Origin of the sequence: Lyngbya sp. CCY1209 (genome assembly GCF_035615495.1) — a bacterium.
In the GTDB taxonomy this organism is placed as follows: domain Bacteria; phylum Cyanobacteriota; class Cyanobacteriia; order Cyanobacteriales; family Microcoleaceae; genus Limnospira.
This window is the reverse complement of record NZ_JAJENU010000636.1, coordinates 1-18015: the sequence shown is the minus strand read 5'-3', so window position 1 is coordinate 18015 and position 18015 is coordinate 1. Positions and strand designations below refer to the sequence as shown.

Annotated in this window: 15 protein-coding genes; 9 read left to right on the top strand and 6 right to left on the bottom strand. The window is 56.2% G+C overall.

Annotated elements, in window-relative coordinates; genetic code table 11:
• Window positions 1-129 precede the first annotated feature (129 nt).
• Window positions 130-663, bottom strand: a complete 534-nt coding sequence (locus tag LKE08_RS24395) for a hypothetical protein (RefSeq protein WP_324706880.1) — start codon at window positions 661-663, stop codon at window positions 130-132.
• A gap of 399 nt (window positions 664-1062) precedes the next feature.
• Here LKE08_RS24395 and sat point away from each other — a divergent pair, with 399 nt between their 5' ends.
• The 3 genes from sat to LKE08_RS24380 all read left to right on the top strand — a co-directional run bounded on the left by sat (window position 1063) and on the right by LKE08_RS24380 (window position 7208).
• Complete coding sequence (gene sat, locus LKE08_RS24390) at window positions 1063-2241, top strand: sulfate adenylyltransferase (protein ID WP_324706879.1); 1179 nt, start codon at window positions 1063-1065, stop codon at window positions 2239-2241.
• Between the two features lie 365 nt (window positions 2242-2606).
• Entirely contained in the window at window positions 2607-4943 is a 2337-nt protein-coding gene (locus LKE08_RS24385; RefSeq protein WP_324706878.1) for a caspase family protein, read from the top strand.
• A 414-nt stretch (window positions 4944-5357) separates the two neighbouring features.
• On the top strand, window positions 5358-7208 hold the full coding sequence (locus tag LKE08_RS24380; RefSeq protein ID WP_324706877.1) for a response regulator: 1851 nt from the start codon (window positions 5358-5360) through the stop codon (window positions 7206-7208).
• Window positions 7209-7761: 553 nt separating this feature from the next.
• On the opposite strand, the gene pyrE is transcribed toward LKE08_RS24380, so the two are convergent.
• Entirely contained in the window at window positions 7762-8388 is a 627-nt protein-coding gene (gene pyrE / locus LKE08_RS24375; RefSeq protein ID WP_324706876.1) for an orotate phosphoribosyltransferase, read from the bottom strand.
• Between the two features lie 96 nt (window positions 8389-8484).
• On the opposite strand from pyrE, the gene LKE08_RS24370 reads away from it, so the two are divergent.
• Together LKE08_RS24370 and LKE08_RS24365 are read left to right on the top strand one after the other, a co-directional pair.
• Window positions 8485-8913, top strand: a complete 429-nt coding sequence (locus tag LKE08_RS24370; RefSeq protein ID WP_324706875.1) for a hypothetical protein — start codon at window positions 8485-8487, stop codon at window positions 8911-8913.
• 42 nt (window positions 8914-8955) lie between these two features.
• Complete coding sequence (locus LKE08_RS24365; protein ID WP_324706874.1) at window positions 8956-9147, top strand: DDE transposase family protein; 192 nt, start codon at window positions 8956-8958, stop codon at window positions 9145-9147.
• Window positions 9148-9149: 2 nt separating this feature from the next.
• Here the strand turns inward: LKE08_RS24365 and ctpC are convergent, their stop codons facing one another.
• On the bottom strand, window positions 9150-10433 hold the full coding sequence (gene ctpC, locus LKE08_RS24360; protein ID WP_375341464.1) for a carboxyl-terminal processing protease CtpC: 1284 nt from the start codon (window positions 10431-10433) through the stop codon (window positions 9150-9152).
• A gap of 182 nt (window positions 10434-10615) precedes the next feature.
• The gene (gene ispG, locus LKE08_RS24355) at window positions 10616-11836 is read right to left on the bottom strand and encodes a (E)-4-hydroxy-3-methylbut-2-enyl-diphosphate synthase (protein ID WP_324706873.1); all 1221 of its coding nucleotides are present in this window, start codon (window positions 11834-11836) and stop codon (window positions 10616-10618) included.
• Window positions 11837-11992: 156 nt separating this feature from the next.
• On the opposite strand from ispG, the gene LKE08_RS24350 reads away from it, so the two are divergent.
• The gene (locus tag LKE08_RS24350) at window positions 11993-12829 is read left to right on the top strand and encodes an alpha/beta fold hydrolase (RefSeq protein ID WP_324706872.1); all 837 of its coding nucleotides are present in this window, start codon (window positions 11993-11995) and stop codon (window positions 12827-12829) included.
• Here the strand turns inward: LKE08_RS24350 and LKE08_RS24345 are convergent.
• Window positions 12826-14142, bottom strand: a complete 1317-nt coding sequence (locus LKE08_RS24345; protein ID WP_324706871.1) for a DNA cytosine methyltransferase — start codon at window positions 14140-14142, stop codon at window positions 12826-12828. The genes LKE08_RS24350 and LKE08_RS24345 overlap by 4 nt on opposite strands.
• Window positions 14143-14358: 216 nt before the next feature.
• On the opposite strand from LKE08_RS24345, the gene cpdA reads away from it, so the two are divergent.
• The 3 genes from cpdA (at window position 14359) to tsaE (ending at window position 16283) form a co-directional block, all read left to right on the top strand.
• A complete protein-coding gene (gene cpdA, locus LKE08_RS24340; protein ID WP_324706870.1) occupies window positions 14359-15189 on the top strand; it encodes a 3',5'-cyclic-AMP phosphodiesterase in 831 nt (276 codons plus the stop codon).
• Between the two features lie 58 nt (window positions 15190-15247).
• Window positions 15248-15643: a DUF1622 domain-containing protein gene (locus LKE08_RS24335; protein WP_324706869.1), complete on the top strand. Its 396-nt coding sequence runs from the start codon at window positions 15248-15250 to the stop codon at window positions 15641-15643.
• 124 nt (window positions 15644-15767) lie between these two features.
• Window positions 15768-16283: a tRNA (adenosine(37)-N6)-threonylcarbamoyltransferase complex ATPase subunit type 1 TsaE gene (tsaE, locus tag LKE08_RS24330; protein WP_324706868.1), complete on the top strand. Its 516-nt coding sequence runs from the start codon at window positions 15768-15770 to the stop codon at window positions 16281-16283.
• A gap of 35 nt (window positions 16284-16318) precedes the next feature.
• Here the strand turns inward: tsaE and LKE08_RS24325 are convergent, their stop codons facing one another.
• The gene (locus LKE08_RS24325; RefSeq protein ID WP_324706867.1) at window positions 16319-17911 is read right to left on the bottom strand and encodes a hypothetical protein; all 1593 of its coding nucleotides are present in this window, start codon (window positions 17909-17911) and stop codon (window positions 16319-16321) included.
• Window positions 17912-18015 lie beyond the last annotated feature (104 nt).

Genomic DNA, 18015 nt, shown 5'->3' with positions numbered 1-18015 from the left:
ACTCAAGCCGCCGTTCGTTTTTCCTCCCTGCTCTAAAGAGACAGAGCTTCCAAACGTATCGGAGATTTTACGTGAAGGGGAAACCGAAAACAATGGTTCCCGGCCCCTTCCCCTTTTGTCTCGCCATCTCTATCGGTTGTAGCGATTGTAGCGATCGTAGGGATTGTTTCTATCCCCATCTCGATCGTAGCGATCGTAGCGGTCGTAGCGGTCGTAGCGGTCGTAGCGGTCGTAGCGGTCGTCCCGGTCATCCCGGTCGAAGTGCTCTTCGTACCGTTTTTTCCAGTCTTTTTTCTCGCGGTCGAGTTGGCGGTCGAGGGCATCGTGAGCCTCCCGAATGACCCGCTCTTTTTGACTTTGAGAAAGGCGCTGGTTGTGGGGCTTGCTCATTTCATTTCGCATTTCCCGTTCGAGCTGCTCGTGTCGCTGCCGGCGGTACTCGGCAAAATCCCGCTCGAACCGTTCTTTGTAGTCGCGGTCATAACGGCGGTCGGCATAGTCGCGGTCGTCATCGCGGTCGTAACGGCGGTCGGCGATCGATAATTCCTCCGTTCCCGAAGTGATCGCCTCCCGAACTGGCGGGGTCGGAGAAACGATCGCGATCGCCGGAAGGGCGAAACCGCCGGCCAGAAAAAGTGTCGCCAGAGCCAAAGTGCGTTTCATTTTCGATACCTCCATCAACTCGGATGAATTTGCCGCCCAATACTTCTATTATGGAGCAGAGTGTCCGGGTCGGGCCTCGTCAAAGTGGGGGAATTTCCTCCTCGTTAGACCCGCCAAAAATCCGGTTCCATTTTGCCACGCACGATCGCGGATTTTTGTCAATCCCACCGGTTAATATAATGATCGATTTTTCCGGGCAAATGTTCCCGGCCCGGAGTCCGAAATCGTCCCCCCCTGGCGCTTCCCCGGCCCCCCTTTGTCAGGGGGGAGCTAAGGCCCGGGCCATTTCTGCGATGGGCGGGCGGGGGGAGGGAACGAAACCGATCGCCCGACGGGGTAAGATAGAAGGTTAGAAAAACTTAATAATTTCATCCTGTCGTTACTCCCAAAGAGGTCACCTTGACTCAGCATCAAGATGCGATCGCGCCCCACGGCGGACAACTCATCAACCGGATCGCCACTGCCGAAAAGCGGCAGGAACTGATCGAAAAAGCCGACACCCTGCCACGAGTGCAACTCGACGAGCGATCGCTCTCCGACTTAGAACTGATCGCGATCGGCGGATTCAGCCCCCTGACGGGCTTCATGGAGCAAGCCGACTACATCGGCGTCATCAACGACATGCGTCTGAGCGACGGACTGCCCTGGTCGGTCCCCATCACCCTCTCCGTCTCCGAGGAACAGGCCGACGCCCTATCCGAAGGCAGTTGGGTCCGCCTCGACTCCCCCGACGGAAAATTCGTCGGCGTCCTGGAACTGACCCAAAAATACGCCTACGATAAAGAGCTCGAGGCCATCCACGTCTACCGCACCAACGACACCAACCACCCCGGCGTCAAAGTCGTCCACCAACAGGGGCCGGTGAATCTAGCCGGTCCAGTCTGGCTGCTCGAACGCCGTCCCCACCGCCTGTTCCCGAGCTATCAGATCGACCCGGCCGACAGCCGCCTGCTGTTCCGGGAACGGGAGTGGAAAACCATCGTCGGGTTCCAGACCCGCAACCCCATCCACCGCGCCCACGAATACATCCAAAAGTGTGCCCTGGAAACCGTTGACGGGCTGTTCCTGCACCCCCTCGTTGGCGCCACCAAATCCGACGACATCCCCGCCGACGTGCGGATGCGCTGCTACGAAATCCTGATCGAGCGCTACTATCCGAAAAACCGGGTCATTTTGGCGATCAACCCGGCAGCCATGCGCTACGCCGGACCCCGGGAGGCGATCTTCCACGCCCTCGTCCGCAAAAATTACGGGTGTACCCATTTCATCGTCGGGCGAGATCACGCCGGCGTGGGCGACTATTACGGCACCTACGACGCCCAGCACATCTTCGACGAGTTCGAGCCCGCAGAGCTGGGGATCGTGCCAATGAAGTTTGAACACGCCTTCTACTGCACCTTGACCGGGGGCATGGCGACCAACAAAACCAGCCCCAGCGCCCCGGAACAGCGCATCCACCTGTCGGGGACGAAGGTGCGGGAGATGCTCCGGCGGGGCGAGATGCCGCCGGCGGAATTTTCCCGTCCGGAAGTGGCGGCGGAATTGGTGAAAGCGATGCGGGTGACGGCCGGAAGCTGAACGGGCGATCGCGATTCGGGGCCGGGTCGGGGCGAACTCCACCCGCCCGCGACCGGTGCGCTTCGCGGATCGCCCGGAACGCGGTACGATCGAAGGGTCAGGCGAGTGGGGCGACGAAACGTTTTGGCAGATCCGCGTCGCGGTCGAATCGCCGTCAAAACGGTCCTTCGGGCCGATGGAGAGACGAGAAGTGAGACCAAAGAAGTGAGAAGTGAGAAAATTCTCACTCCCCACTTCTCACGCCTCACGCCTCTTGAAAATTGAGCCGGATCGGATGCTCGGCGACTTGGGAGAGGATCTGAAAATAGTCGATCCGCCGCCTCCCGATGTCGGGTGGCGGGGACTATGAGGTTAGGAAGTCAATCATGGGATTAAAGCGACGGGAATTTTTACAACGCTCCGGCCTGGCGCTGGCTGCTTTGGGAATCGGCGAAACCGCCGGGTGGCCGTTGGGCGATCGCTACCGGCGGGCCATGGCCGCACCGGCGGGCCGGAAACTCGCCCTCCTCGTCGGCATCGACAAATATCCGACGGCCGAAGCCCGGACGGTCCGACCCCTGTCGGGGTGCGTCACGGACGTGGAACTGCAGCGGGAACTGCTCGTCGGCCGATTCGGCTTCCGAGCCGCCGACATCCTCACCCTCACCGACGGCGAAGCCACCCGGGAAAATATCGAAGCCAGCTTTGCCGACCACCTGATCGCGGGGGCGCGACCCGGGGATTTGGTGGTGTTTCACTTTAGCGGCTACGGCAGTTCCGTCCCCCCCGCCGACCCCGCCTCGGACAACGCCTCGGTGCGACACTCCCTGATTCCGGCGGATGTCGCCCTCGACGACGAACCGCTCAACGATTTGATGGAAGATACCCTGTGGCTCCTGCTGCGGTCCTTACCCACCCGGAACGTCGTCACCGTCCTCGACACCAGCTACGCCTACCCCGGTCATCCCAAACAGGGCCTCCTGCGGGTGCGATCGGCCGCCGGGCCGGCCGGCGGACAAGTCGGCGCAGCGGAACGGGACTCCCAGGCCCGACTCCTCAACCGCAACTCCCTCGACCCCGAAGAACTCGGACGGCGACGCCCCGGAGAACTTCCCGGCCTGGTCTTGAGCGCCGCCCAATCCTCCCAGGTAGCCACCGAGACGACCTGGGGGGGGTTCAGCGCCGGTCTGTTCACCTACACCTTGACCCAAACCCTCTGGAACGCCACGGCGACCTCAAACCTCAAAGAAAGCCTCGGCCGGGTCGCCGGCGGGGTGGAACGGGTGGCCGGCCCGAACCAACAGCCCCAACTGCGGCGGGAACTGCCCGCCCCGGACTCGGGGGAATCCGCCATCTCCGAGCTGCAACTGAAATCCCCCCCCGCCGACGGGACGATTACCGCCGTGGAAGACGGGGGCAAAACCGCCCGCCTGCTGCTGGCCGGCCTGCCCCCCGCCGTCTTGAAAGCGGACGCCGTCAATTCCCTGTTCACCGTCCTTTCCGAACCCCAGGCCGCGCCGGAAAACCTGCGTCCCCGGCTGCAAATTCGCTCCCGCGACGGGCTGCGGGCCACCGCCGAGCTGCAACTGTTGGAATTTGGCGACCTCCCCTCCCCCCCCATCAAACCTGGGCAATTGGTTCGGGAGGCGATCCGGATTTTACCCCGCAACGTTAGTTTGAAAATCGCCCTCGACCCGAAACTCGATCGCATCGAGCGGGTGGACGCCACCAGCGCCTTTTCGACCATCCCCGAAGTCTCCATCGCCGGCGACGAACAGTTGATCGACTACCTGCTGAGTCGGGTGCGGGATACCACCATCGCCCAGAGTCCCGCCGCCCCCCTGATGTCCCTGTTTCAGGGCCACTACGGCCTGTTTTCCCCCGGCCAGGTGTTGCTCCCCGACACCGCCGGGGAGGGGGGGGAAGCGGTGAAAGTCGCCGTCGGACGCCTGGTCCCCCACCTGAAAACGCGACTGGCGGCCAAGTTGTTGCGGCTGACGGAAAATGAACGGTCCAATTTGATGCGGGCGAAAGTGACCTTGGCGATGCTATCCCCCCAGTCCCGGGCGATCGCCAAACGGGAAACCCCCCAAACCGATGGGGGTGCGGAGTCCGGCCCGATGGCGATCGCGGCTGAGGCGAGCCGACCCGAAGCGGCCCGTTCCCAGAGTTTCGGGATTCCCACTGTGCCGGCCGAGAGCCGCATCCAGATGCGACTCCAAAATAACGGCGACCTGCCCCTCTATTTCGTCCTGTTTCTTTTGGACAGCAGCGGCCGACCCCACGTTTACGACGCCACCCTCCCCCCGGTTTCGGCGGCCTCCGAGGGGGCCGAAACCCCGCCCCGACAGCAGCGGGTCGAACCGGGAAAAACCCTCAACATCCCGACGACCAACGGCTCGATCGGCGACGCCCCCCCGGCGGAGCTCTCGGGAGAACTCGTCCGGGGTCCGGCCGGCCTGACGGAAATCTACGTCATCGTCAGCCACTACCCCTTCACCGAGACGGTGAAAGCGATCGCCCGCGGCCTCAAAGACGGCGGCGGTACCCGCAAATTTCGGCTCCAATCTCTCTCCAACCCCCTGGAAGTCTCCCGGGCGGTCTGGGAAGATCTGGCGCGGGCCAGCAAACTCGGGGTCAAGCGGAGCGGCATTTCTACCGACAACCTGGCCCTGGATGTGAATGCCTGGGCGACGTTCAATTTCATCTGTCGCGTCATCTGAGATCGAGTCCGGTCGAAGGCGGAACCGGCCGCCGAAACGACCGGCTCCAATCGCGCGCCGCCGGCTCCTGAATCGGAAATCGGATCGGGGTCATCACTTGGAAATCGGGGTTTCAAGGCGGGTTATGCGATAAAATCAGATCGAGCCGATTTTCCCATCCACCGCCTTTTCGTCGTCAATCCTGAGTCCAATTGAGGGGCGATCGCGACTGGGATATCGGTGTTGCCGTTAATCCCATTTCATTTGCACTCGGTTCCGCACCGGCTCGGTCGAGATATCCGATCGTGAGAAATCACCCATTTTTGAAGTTTGCCCCGTCCACTTTCCGTCCTCCCATCGAAACGCGGAACGGTTGCCGATTCTCTCGATTCACCCCCCTGCGGCCCGACTGTTTTGGCTAGAAAACCACCGTTTATGAAAATTTTGATCGTAGAAGATGATACGCCGACCATCGCCCCCCTGGTGGAGGAATTGAAAGCCTGTCACTACATCGTAGACCTCGCGGTGGACGGGCCGACGGGGTTGGAATTGGCTTTGGATTGGAACTACGATCTGGTGGTGCTCGACTGGATGCTGCCGGGGATGGACGGGCCGGAAATTTGCCGTCAACTTCGCGCCCAGGGCTTCTCGTCGCCCATCCTTCTCCTGACGGTCCGCAACCTCGACGAGGACATCATTACCGGACTGGATGCGGGGGCCGACGACTTCGTTTCCAAACCTTACAATCCCTCCCAACTTTTGGCGCGGATTCGGGCCCTGCTGCGGCGGGGAAGGACGCCGGCGAACCCGATCAAATTGACTTGGGAACGGTTGGAAGTCAATCAGACGGCGGCGGAAGTTCGCTACGGGGAACGGCGGGTCGCCATCAAGCCCAAAGCTTACAACCTGCTCATCCTTTTTTTACAAAATCCCCAGCGGATTTTCAGCCGTCAAGCCATCATCGATCGCCTCTGGTCCTTCGACAACGAACCCAGCGAAAATGCGGTCACGAACTTGATCAAAGACCTGCGGCGGACGCTCAAGGAGGCCGGGATGCCGGTCGATCCCATCGAGACGATCTACGGCATCGGCTACCGCCTGAATTTGCCCCCGGCCAAAGACGCCCCCGCCGCGCCGGAGTCTGAGTCCCCGTCCGCCGCTTCCCCGGTTCGCGTCGAGGAGACCATCGCCCGGTACCGGGATTCTTTCGTCGAACAACTCGACGAGTTGGAGCGGCTCCTCTCGGGTTCCGACCCCAGGTCGGTGGCCGAGCCGGAGCGCCGGAAGGCCCGGGAAATTGCCCACAAGTTGGCGGGGGGACTCGGAACCTTTGGCTACCAACGCGGCTCGGAATTGGCTCGGGCGATGGAAATCCAACTCGGGAGTCCGCACCATACGGCGGCGGACTTGGCCGAGATCGACGGGCCAATCGCCCAACTGCGGGAAGAACTCCGGCAACCGCCACAGCCCCTCACCGCCGAGCGTCGCGGGTCTTACCATCATATTTTGCTCATCGACGGCGATCGCGCCGGGGCCGAGGAACTCAAACGGGAGGCGATCGCCTGGAACTTGCAAATCGAAGTGGTTTCCACCCCGGCCGAAACCCGAAAAGTCTTGGCGCGCGCGCTCCCCGACGCCATCCTCCTCGACCCGAATTTGTCCGACCGAGACGAGGGCGGATTCAACTTGCTCCGCGAACTCTCGGAGCGGTTCCCGGACATTCCCATTTTAATTTTCACCCGCGAGGACAACCTCTCGGAACGCATCATGTCGGCCCGTTTGGGGGCGCGGCGGTTCCTCCACAAACCCATCGCCCCCCAGTCGGTGTTTGAAACCATCGGCCAGGTACTCCCCGAGTCCCAAAGTCCCGATTCCCGCATCCTGATCGTCGATGACGACCCGGTGAGTTTGGGGATTCTCCGCAAAATCCTCGACCCCTGGGGGTTCGAGATCGTCGGCCTGCGGGAGCCGGACCGGTTCTGGCAGGTGCTCACCCAAACCCTGCCAGATCTGTTGATTTTGGATTTGCAAATGCCGACCTACACCGGCATCGAACTCTGCCGGGTCGTCCGCCAAGATCCGAACTGGGAGGAACTGCCGATCTTGGTGGTGACCGCACACCAAGATCCGACGCGGATCGAAAAAGTCTTTGAAGCCGGGGCTGACGATTTTATCACCAAACCGATTATCGGCCCGGAACTCGTGACCCGCGCCATCGCCCGGATCGAGCGATCGCACCTGCGACGGCAACTCAAGCAGATGCGGCAGGCTCACTCGAAAAAATAATATCAGAGCCGGCAAAAGCCAATAAAAAACTCAGCCTCCCATTTTTCCCCACTCACCCGGAATTTCTAAAATTCTCAAGTGTCGGGATTGCTCGGGTCGCTCACGGGTTGGGGAAGTTTGACCTTCCCACATAATCGCGCTCCTCAAAGCCGGTACCAGTTCTATATGGGTAGACTGAGTTACATATCAGGGTCCGAGTTTTAAGTTAGCAATCAAAAATAAGAAACTGATAAATCCGAGCCGAAATTTCTCAAATTTTTGCCGGTGGTTCCCGCGATCCGAGGCGATGGAAAACGAAAAAAAACTCAGCCTCCCATTCGCTTCAACTTGCCTCAAATTGACAAGATCTGCGGAAGTATCGAGCATTGAGAAGAGGGATCGAATTTCCGGGACAGCTTGGCTGCTGGACTCTCCCCGCACTTCTCAAGGCCGGTATCAGTTCTGTCTGGGTAGACTGAGTTACATATCAGGGTCCGAGTTTCAAGTTAGCGGCCAAAAATAAGAAACTGATAAGCGGACATCAAAAATATTCAAAAATTCGAGCAGTCGGCGGCTAATCCCGCGGCTCCGGCGTCGATCGCTCCAGAGTCTGGTAGCGAGCTTGCAGTTCTTCGATGGTGTAGAGGGACTGGAATTGGAGTCCGGCTTCCCGGTAGAGTTGCGCCCCCCCCTGGTTGCGATCGACCAGGGCGATGGCGCGATCGACGGCGTACCCGGCATCCTGGAGGCGCTTCACCGCCTTCAACGCTGACTGTCCGGTCGTGACGACATCTTCGAGGACGACGACTTTGGCCGCCCGCGGCAGTTCCGGCCCTTCGATGTAGGCCCGGGTTCCGTGTCCCTTGGCTTCTTTGCGGATAATCAGAGCGGGGATGGGGCGATTTTCGTAGGCGGAAATCACGCTGACGGCGGAAACGATGGGGTCCGCGCCGAGGGTGAGTCCGGCGACGGCTTCGGTGTCGGGGGGCAGCAGGGCGAACAGCAGGCGGGCGATCGCGACGGCGCCGAGGGGGTGGAGGGTGACTTGTTTGCCGTTGATGTAGTAGGAGCTGCGCTGTCCGGAGGAGAGGACGAAATCTCCCTCCCGATAGGCTCGCTGGCAAAACAGATCCAGCAGCCAGGGGCGCAGGGTGTCGAGGGGGGCCGCAGCCGGATTCAGAGTTGGAGGTTGATCGATCATATGAAGGGCAAATTGACTCAAGTTGGGGCGATCGCCCGATCCGATCCTACACCGGAAAACGGGTTAAGATGAAACCGATTCAACGAGGTCAATCCTATGAAGAGAATATTACGAAGCCTCACCGGGGTGTTGGGGGTGGCGATCGCTTCGACCGTTTGGGCGGGGATGGCCCAGGCCCAGAGTAACAGCCGTTTCCAACCCTTCGCGGAAGAGTTCAACCGCGCCGCCACCCGCAGTTCCGGGAATGCGTTGAAAAATCAATCGCTGATGAGACAGTTGTCCGTCTATTTGGGGCTGAGTTACCCCTGGCCCAACGGCATCAACGGCTTTCCCGAAACCCTGATCACCGACGATGCCCGACGGTTGAACGATTTGCACCGGGAGGCGATGCTCGAACAGACGTCGAGCGATCGCATCATCCGCACCCCCGACCTGATCAACCCCTACAACACGTCCATTCTCACCCAACCCACCTTATTGCAGGAGGTTCCGGTCAATCCCCCCGGCGAATTTTTGTACCCCTAGGAGAAATGAGGCGGGGGAGAGTTTCCCCGCCGATCGCGTCCCATGTCTATATCACAAAAGTTTTATATTGTCAAGCGCCCCGCCGGAACCTGCGATATCCTGTCCGGCGATGGCATCGCCCCCGATACAAAAAACCCCGACATCGTGAAATGCTGGGGTCCGTTCGACTCTTCCGGGGAAGCGATCGCCCGCCGGGTGGGCTTGATTCGGGCGGGCCAGTGCCGGCCCCGATAACGTTACTGGGAAATCGCCGTGTCATTTCGGGCCTTGGCGATCTCCTGGGTGAGCACTTCCAGGGCTTTGGCGTACTGGGGATCGTCGGCGGTGCCGATCTGGTCGCGATTTTCCCGCAGGGTGTCCCGCTGGTCTTCCGTCAGCTCGATGGTCACGTCCGGCACGATCCCCTCGTGGTTGATATCCCGGCCGCTGGGGGTGAAATATTTGGCGATCGTCACGGCCAGACCCGACCCCTGGCCGACTCCCCGGACGGACTGCACCAGACCTTTTCCGAAGGTCTTCGTCCCCACTAAAACGGCGCGATCGTTGTCCTGTAGCGCCCCGGACAAAATCTCGCTGGCGCTGGCCGAACCGCCGTCCACCAGAACCACCATCGGCTTGTCCGTCAGCGCCCGATTGTTGGCCCGCTGCCGGTCCATTTCCCCCTGGCGGTTCACCGTCGAGACGATATCCCCCTGTTCCAGCCACATCCTGGCAATTTCGATACTCGCGTACAGCAGGCCGCCGGGGTTCGATCGCAGGTCTAAAATGTAACCCGAGACATTCTGAGTTTCCAACTCCTCGATCGCCTCCTGCATTTCCTCCGCCGCATTGGCACTGAAGGTATTAAGGCGAATGTAACCCACCTCTCCCATCGGCGAATCCTTCTTGGAGTGGCGCACCGGGTGAATTTCAATTTTGGCGCGGGTGATGGGAAACTCCATTTCCCGATTTCCCCGCAGGACTTTCAGCGTCACCTGGGTTCCCACCGGCCCCCGAATCAACTGCACCGCCTCATTAATATCCATCCCCTTCGTGCTGCGGCCGTCGATTTCGGTGATGATATCCTGGGCCTGCACCCCGGCTTCAAAGGCGGGCGAATCCTCGATGGGCGAAATCACGATCAGCTTCTCGGTGTCCTCGTCCTGGGTGAGTTGAATCCCCACCCCCGTCAGTTCCCCCGACGTGTCGATCTGCATATTCTTGAACTCTTCCGGGTCCATGAAGCGGGTGTAGGGATCGTCGAGCTTCTCGAGCATCTCGCGGATCGCTTCGTAGGCTTGTTCGTCGCTGGTGTAGTCCCGGTCGAGATATTCGTTGCGGACCTCCTTCCAATCCACTTGGTTGAACGTCCCGTCAACGTAGTTTTTCTCGATAATTTGCCAAACTTCGTCGATCAATTCCTTCGGGCTTTCCCGAAACGATGCTTGACTGGAGAGATGGATGCCGGCGCCCGCAACGGCAACAGCGGTCAGCATCACTGCCGTCGCACCTATGACAAGCCCACTTCTTGATATAATCATGTATCTGCTGAACCGGAAGAGAAGACTTCAAATACTAAGCCCACTGTAACACAGAGAATTTGGGTGTGTGAGTTTGGGCGTGGGGGGCGGGAAATTTGAGATTTTGGATTGTAGGGGCTCCTGGCTTGCGCCCTGATTTTCGATTCCCCCCGGCCGGGGAGTTCCCGCACCCCCGCACTATTTTAAGGATCGACCCAGCGTCCGTCAGCTTTGATCAAATTAATCAATTCTTCAACTCCCCGATCTTCGGGAACTTTTTTGATCTCTTCCCGACCCCGGTAGAGGGAAATATATCCGGGCTGTTTGCCGACGTAGCCGTAATCGGCATCGGCCATTTCTCCCGGGCCGTTGACGATACATCCCATGACGGCGATATCGAGTCCGGTGAGGTGTTTGGTGGCCTCCCGGACTTCGTGGAGGACGTCTTCCAGATTGAATAAGGTGCGACCGCAGGAGGGACAGGCGACGTACTCCACCATCGTTTTCCGCAGTCCCAGGGCTTGCAGGATGCTGTAGCAGACGGGGATTTCCTTTTCCGGGGCCTCGGTGAGGGAGACGCGGATGGTGTCGCCGATGCCCTCGGCCAGGAGCGTCCCGATGCCGGCGGTGGACTTGATGCGGCCGTATTCCCCATCTCCGGCCTCGGTGACGCCCAGGTGCAGGGGGTAGTCCATGCCCAATTCGTCCATGCGCTTGGCCATCAGGCGGTAGGCGGCCAGCATGACGGGGACGCGGGAGGCTTTCAGGGAGATGACCAAATTCTGGAAATCCAGCGATTCGCAGATGCGGATAAATTCTAAGGCCGATTCCACCATGCCCTCCGGGGTGTCGCCGTAGGTGAATAGCATCCGTTCGGCGAGGGAACCGTGGTTGACGCCGATCCGCATGGCTTTGTCCTGGTCGCGCAGGGAAATGACCAGGGGTTTCAGGGTTTCGCGAATTTTTTCGCCGATTTCGTCGAATTCAGCCTGGGTGTATTCGCCGCGATCGGCTTTCGGCTTTTCAAAGACGTACAATCCGGGGTTGATCCGCACTTTATCGACGTGCTTGGCGACTTCCAAGGCGATTTTCATGCCGTTGTGGTGGACGTCGGCGACGAGGGGGACGGGTTGGTAGGTTTCGGCTAATTTTTGCTTGATTTCCCCCACCGCTTTGGCGTGGCCGACGCTCGGGACTGTGACGCGGACGATTTCGCATCCCATTTCGTGGAGGCGGCGGATGGAGGCGACGGACCCCTCGATGTCCATCGTGTCTTCGTTGATCATGGACTGGACCACCACGGGATGTCCGCCGCCGATGGTGACGTTTCCGACCCGGACGGGGCGGGTTTGGCGGCGGTGAATCACGGTGTCAATGCCGGATTCGGCGGGTGTGGGTTGGGTTGGAACGGGCAGGGTTTGCATGATCTGAAGGTTTTTTTGCGGTAGTCGCGTTTTTATCTAAGATATCGATCGCTCTTTATGATTAGGTTGCCACAGATGGGGGACGTATGGTCACACCGATCGCCGAAATTGTCGAAATTGCTCATAATATTCTCGGAGATTTGCAAACGAGTTTTTATGAGTTTCAAGCAGCCGGTTCAATCCCCCCCCTATTTCTCGGGATTTGCCCCCCTCCCCGAGGAATTTCGCGGCAAAATCTGGGAACGGGGCGCCCCGTTCTGGTTCCGATCCGAATCCGGGTCCGACGGGGTGATTTTGTGCTTGCACGGGTTCACGGCCAGTCCCTTCGAGGTGCGGCCGGTCGCCGAAGCCGTTCGGCGGCGGGGGTTTGACGGCGCGGGGACGCTCTTGCCGGGGCACGGCTATGCAAAACTAACCGATCAGAAGTTATTTTTCCCCCGGATGACGGCGGCGGGGATGTTGGAGGCGGTGCGGTCGGAAATTGCCGAGGCGCGATCGCGATACAATTTTGTCGGCCTATTCGGCCATTCGATGGGGGGCGCGATCGCTTTGCAGATGGCGGCGGAAGGTCGGGTGGACGCCTGCGCGGTGACGGCCCCGGCTTTAAAATTGCCCCCGAGGGCGGTATTTTTGCTGGCGCTTTTGGGGCGGTTCAATATTTCTTTGAACACGAAACCGCAGCGGTTCGACAATCCGATTTATTTGTTTGAAAATACCAGGGCGGGAGTGGCGCTGCAACAGTTGGCTCGCACGGCGCGGCAGCATTTGTCGCAGATTACCTGTCCGGTTTTTGCCGTCCATTCTCACCGCGATCGCCTGGTCGATCCGGTGGTGATGGATTGGATGCGATCGCGGGTTTCCGGGGAGTTGAAAGTGCGCTGGTTCGACCAGTCCAGCCACGTCATGACGTTGGATGTCAACGGGCCGGAAATCGCTGAGGCGATCGGCGATTTTTTTGTTCGGGTGGGTGCGGGCGATCGGCTTTCAGTTTAGAGAATCGCGGCTATTTCTCGGGGGGAGTTTTGCCATCTCTTCCCCCGGTTCAATTGACTCCAATTGTTTTTCAAGTAATCCAGCATGACTTCCTTGACGACGGGGACAGTGACGGCATTTCCCAATTGCCGATAGGCGGCAGAATCATCCGGGTGGAGTCGATACCCATCCGGAAATCCTTGCAACCGGGCACACTCTCTGGGGGTGATTCTCCTCGGTTGATTGTTGACGACAATTCCCAATCTGTGCGCGTCGGAACTGGTCAAGGTAATCGAAATACTGTCGGGATCTAAAAATTTGAACACTTCAAAGGACATATTTCCGCAAACCGGGCTGTATTTTCCGCCTTTTTCTTTGAGGTATTTTTTGTCAAGCAAACTATCGATAATCGATGCCAAGTCGGGTTTAAAATAAAAAGTTTTGATTTGTTCTAATGTTAAACTTTTGCCATCTTTGTGGCTCCCAAATGACTTTTTTCTGCGATTGGCAATCAGTAAATTCATGAAGTTTCTTTCGGCTTCGCTGCACTCGCCTTTAATTCCCAAATCCCAGGAGTGAAGGGAATTTCCGCCCCGGAAGTCGATCAGCCTGACACCATTTAACTTTTGCCAGTTGCCCCCGATCGCTTTGCCCAACATTTGGGTAAATTCGGCGGAACAAAAATACTTGCGATCGGCTTCTTCTTCTAAGATATCTTTGACTGTTTTGAACTGGAAATATTGCCGAAAAAGATTACCCTGAATTCCGATTTGTTTGAAAGCGTGAGAATCCGCCGCCCCCTTGTCTGATTGCAAAGTCAAGTTGGGCGTTTGTCCTTTCAATCCGAGCAGATAAATTCGGACTCGATTTTGAGGGACGTTAAAGTTGCTGCTATTTAACAATAAATAACGGACTCCATATCCCAATTCGGATAAAGCCTTGACGATGGTTTGAAAAGTTCTTCCGCCATCGTGACTGGTCAAACCCCGCACATTTTCTAATAAGAAACCTGTCGGATTGTGGGCTTTGATAATTTTCTCAATTTCAAAAAACAACGTCCCGCGAGTGTCGCCAAATCCTTCCTGTTTTCCGGCATAGGAAAAGGGTTGGCAGGGAAATCCGGCCAAAAGAAAGTCGAATTCTGGAATCTGTTGGATGCTTCTAATATCGCCTTGCGGGTTTTCGCCAAAATTCAAATTATATGTCTCGCAAGCTTTGGCATCAATTTCGGAACTGAGGACGCAACGATAATCAATCCCCAACTCCTGACAGGCGGCTTCCAAACCCAGACGCATACCGCCGATTCCGGCAAACAGATCGATAAATTTAATCATTGTTCAAGAACTCCTTAATAAAATTACCAAATCCCTTAAATTCTGATCGACCCGATTCTTTGTTATCTTTAAATATAGTACAATTTAATTGAGTCTGGGAGCGGGTTGAAAATTTTAAAATTATTAATTTTTTTTAATTTTGGTCACCCGATCGCTCAAAATTTGCTAAGATCAGTTCGGATAACTTTGCAGACCACAAGCGACCTCAATCGAATCATGTCCGAACATCAACCGTTGATAGTTATCCAAATTACCGATACCCATTTATTTGCCGATCGCGATCGCGAGATGATGGGGCTCAAAACGGCCCATTCTTTTCGGGCGGTATTGGATCGAATTCGGGAACTGAATCTCGCTCCCGATGTCTTTTTATTGACAGGGGATTTATCCCAGGATGAAACGCCGGAATCCTACGAGTATTTGCAATCTTTGATAACTTCCTTTGATATCCCGACTTATTGGATACCGGGAAATCACGACAATCCGGATGCGATCGTATCTATTTTAACACACAATTCGATCCGATCTGACAAGTCATTCGACCTCGGAAATTGGCATTTTATTTTACTCAACAGCCAATGTCCGGGAAAGGTTTACGGCGACTTGAGTTCCGCTTCTTTACAACAGTTGGAATCCCAGTTGGAACACAACCGCGATCGCCCCACGTTCATCGCTTTACATCATCACCCGATCGCGATCGCATCGGAGTGGATGGACGAAATTAATTTGCGGAATTCCGATGAGTTTTTGGCGATTATCGACCGCCACCCCCAAGTCAAAATCGTGATTTGCGGTCACATCCACCAAGAATTTGAAACCACTCGAAACGGGGTCATATATTTGGGTTGTCCGTCCACCTGCGTCCAATTTAAACCCAGGGCGACAGAATTGACATTTGATGAGACGGCGACACCGGGATTTCGGGTTTTTACGTTGCACGCCGACGGAGAATATACGAGCAAAGTCGAGCGGACAAATTATCAATTGCCGAGGTATCCCAATCCGCGAGAACTTCAGAAGCGGGTTAAAAATATGGCTCATCAATAAATCGTCCGAAGTGATGGTATACTATTCAAGTTTTCGATCGGATATTCGTTCGATACTTATGGAATGGTTGCACACTCTCGAATCGGGATTGTCTGGTGTCGTTTCTTTCGGCAAATTGTTGTTGGAAGCGATTTCAGTGTTTTGCGTTTTATTTGGAGTTGTCAAAACGGGTCAACTCGCACTCAAATTTTCTCAATTCAAATATGATGAATTTCTTTTCATTCAACTGCGGATAAGGTTCGGGGTTTGGCTGGCGTTAGCCCTGGAATTTCAACTGGGTGCCGATATTCTGGCGACTACGATCGCCCCCTCAACGGGAACATTAGTCCGGCTGGGTGCGATCGCGGTGATCCGGACATTATTAAACTATTTCTTGAATCAAGAACTTGAAAGAGAGTTTGAAATGAGAAAGAAGAAGGGCGACGAACACGAGTTGCCTTCGGTCGGAGAATAAAAGCTTTTGATGCAGTTTATATTTGAGAAATATAGCAGTTGTCTATCTGCTGCCATATGGTTCGATCCCCCTGGGACTTCGAGTCAACTGGTGTTGAAAAGTGCCGTAAATTAAAAATTTGATCATGTCAGAACCGATAATTTTATGTCTTCCGGATGCGACAGCGACTCAAAGCCTCGGGATTCATTTGGGGCGATCGCTTCCCCCGAATAGCGTCGTCCTCTTAGAGGGAAATTTGGGGACGGGTAAAACAACTTTGGTTCAGGGAATCGGCAGGGGACTCGATATTTCTGAATCGGTGGATAGCCCGACTTTTACCTTAATTAATGAGTATACGAGCGGACGGCTGCCGCTGTATCATTTGGATTTGTATCGCCTCGGCGGGGCGGAAATTGAGGGGTTGAATGTCGAGTTGTATTGGGAGGGGTTGGAAGTGGAACCGGGGATCGTGGCGATCGAGTGGGCGGAACGTCTTCCCTACCGTCCCGAGGACTATTTGCAGGTGAGTTTGAGTCACACGGAAGCGGGCGATCGCCAAGTTAAATTGATTCCTTTTGGGGGGTTTAATCTTGATTTGGAGAGGATAATCAACCACAGAGGCACAGAGGACACAGAGGATCAAAGCAAAACCCTCCCCTGATTGAGGAGAGGGTTGAAATCACGAATTGGAAACTATCAAGATACGCCAGAAATCAGGCGTTTTGTTTCGGATTCTCCCGCTTTAGTCAACTGTCGCCGCAGTTGCAATGTCAGCAGTGTCAGGCAAGTCCACTGAAGGGCGATCGCGCTCAAAAAGTAAAATGCTGGCGCGTATTCGGCACCTAAAATTGGCAGGGATGTCAACAAAAACAGGAGGGGATAGGATTCGGGTTGCATTTGCAAAATTCCCAGGCATAGCGGGGGAAGAATCAGGATGGCTGCGATGATTCCCGCAGCCCAAACTTGGGGTTTTCTCATTTGTTTCATGAGTACAATCTGGGCGATCGCGGCACAGATGAGGATCAATCCTGCCAGGAGAACCACGGCTAAAAAGCCTTGCCAATGTTCGTAGTGATTATAGTCCGGTTCGTACAGGTGGGCGCCGATCAGCCAGGGAGTCCACATCGCGACTGTCATGGCGACATTGACGGACATTGCCAAAACTGCGGGGCTTTTTTCTCCCCACAGTAAATCTGTTAATAACTGGCGATTTTTGATGTTCTTGCGGGTGGATTCCCGGCGGTATCGCGCCCAATCTTGGAGGGGTTGTCGCTGGGAGGATAAAGCCGCGATCGCCAACAGCAGGCAGAATGGAATCAAACCGAACAGGAAAAATTCTCCCAGGTTTTGCAGGGCATAGGAACGGACAGGAAAGACGAAGCCGAGCAAAAATAAGTTCAATCCGAATACTGCGAAATAACTCTGTTTTTTGCTGAGTAATGTCGTCCCCGGATCGCGGAAGCGACGGTTCAAGACTTGCCAGGTTCCCGCCATGAGTGTTGCCAAACTCAGCCCCATGAAACAGTACCAAGTTGCCATGCTGTAGCTGACGGGAATGTTGAACCATTTAACCCACAAATCCCAGCGATCGTTGAAGGTTTGCCAAGCGTCCGGTTGGGCGATCGCCAATCGTGCGACATTGAAGATCAAATGTAAGAATTGCAAAGACGGAATGACAGCCACAGAAGCCAGCAGGGTTCCCAACCAAGCCGCCGAAAATCCCATCAGCGGGAAGAGTAGGGAGAGGCTAAATAAACTCAGGGTGACGATCGCAAATACCCCGTTTTGCAATAGAACCAACTGCAGGGGAATATCAGCCGCGATCGCCGTCCAAAATTGCAGGGGCAAAGCCAGGGCCAATCCGAGATACAATAAAATCGGAACGCCCAACACTTTTCCGATTAAAATATCCCGCCCGGACTGGGGACTGAGGCGGATAAAATTCAGGGTCCCCCGCCGTTCCTCCGTGGCGAGATCCTGAATCAACATATAGACACCCCCCAACATCAATGCCAGGGGTAAAATCCAATTCAGAGTCAGAAAAATATCATTCCACCACTTCATCCAGTCGATGACAACCGGAAGTTCGCCCCTCGGACTCAACATATACTGTCCGTAGGGGTGTTTTTCGGTGGGAAGTTGGGCGTAAAAGAAAAACATCAACAACCCCTGTGCCAGAATCGAAACGGTGGCGACGAGGGTGACGGTGCGCGACTTGAGGCGCCCTTTCAATTCTCGGATAAACTGGGGATTCCAGTTTCCGAAAGTTTCGATAACGTCGATTTTCATGATTTCTCCAAGGTGAAAGATAGATCGGAATTGTCAGGCAGGCGGGGACGCACTGCCCCTACAGAATGGGCAGGCAGGCGGGGACGCACTGCCCCTACAGAATG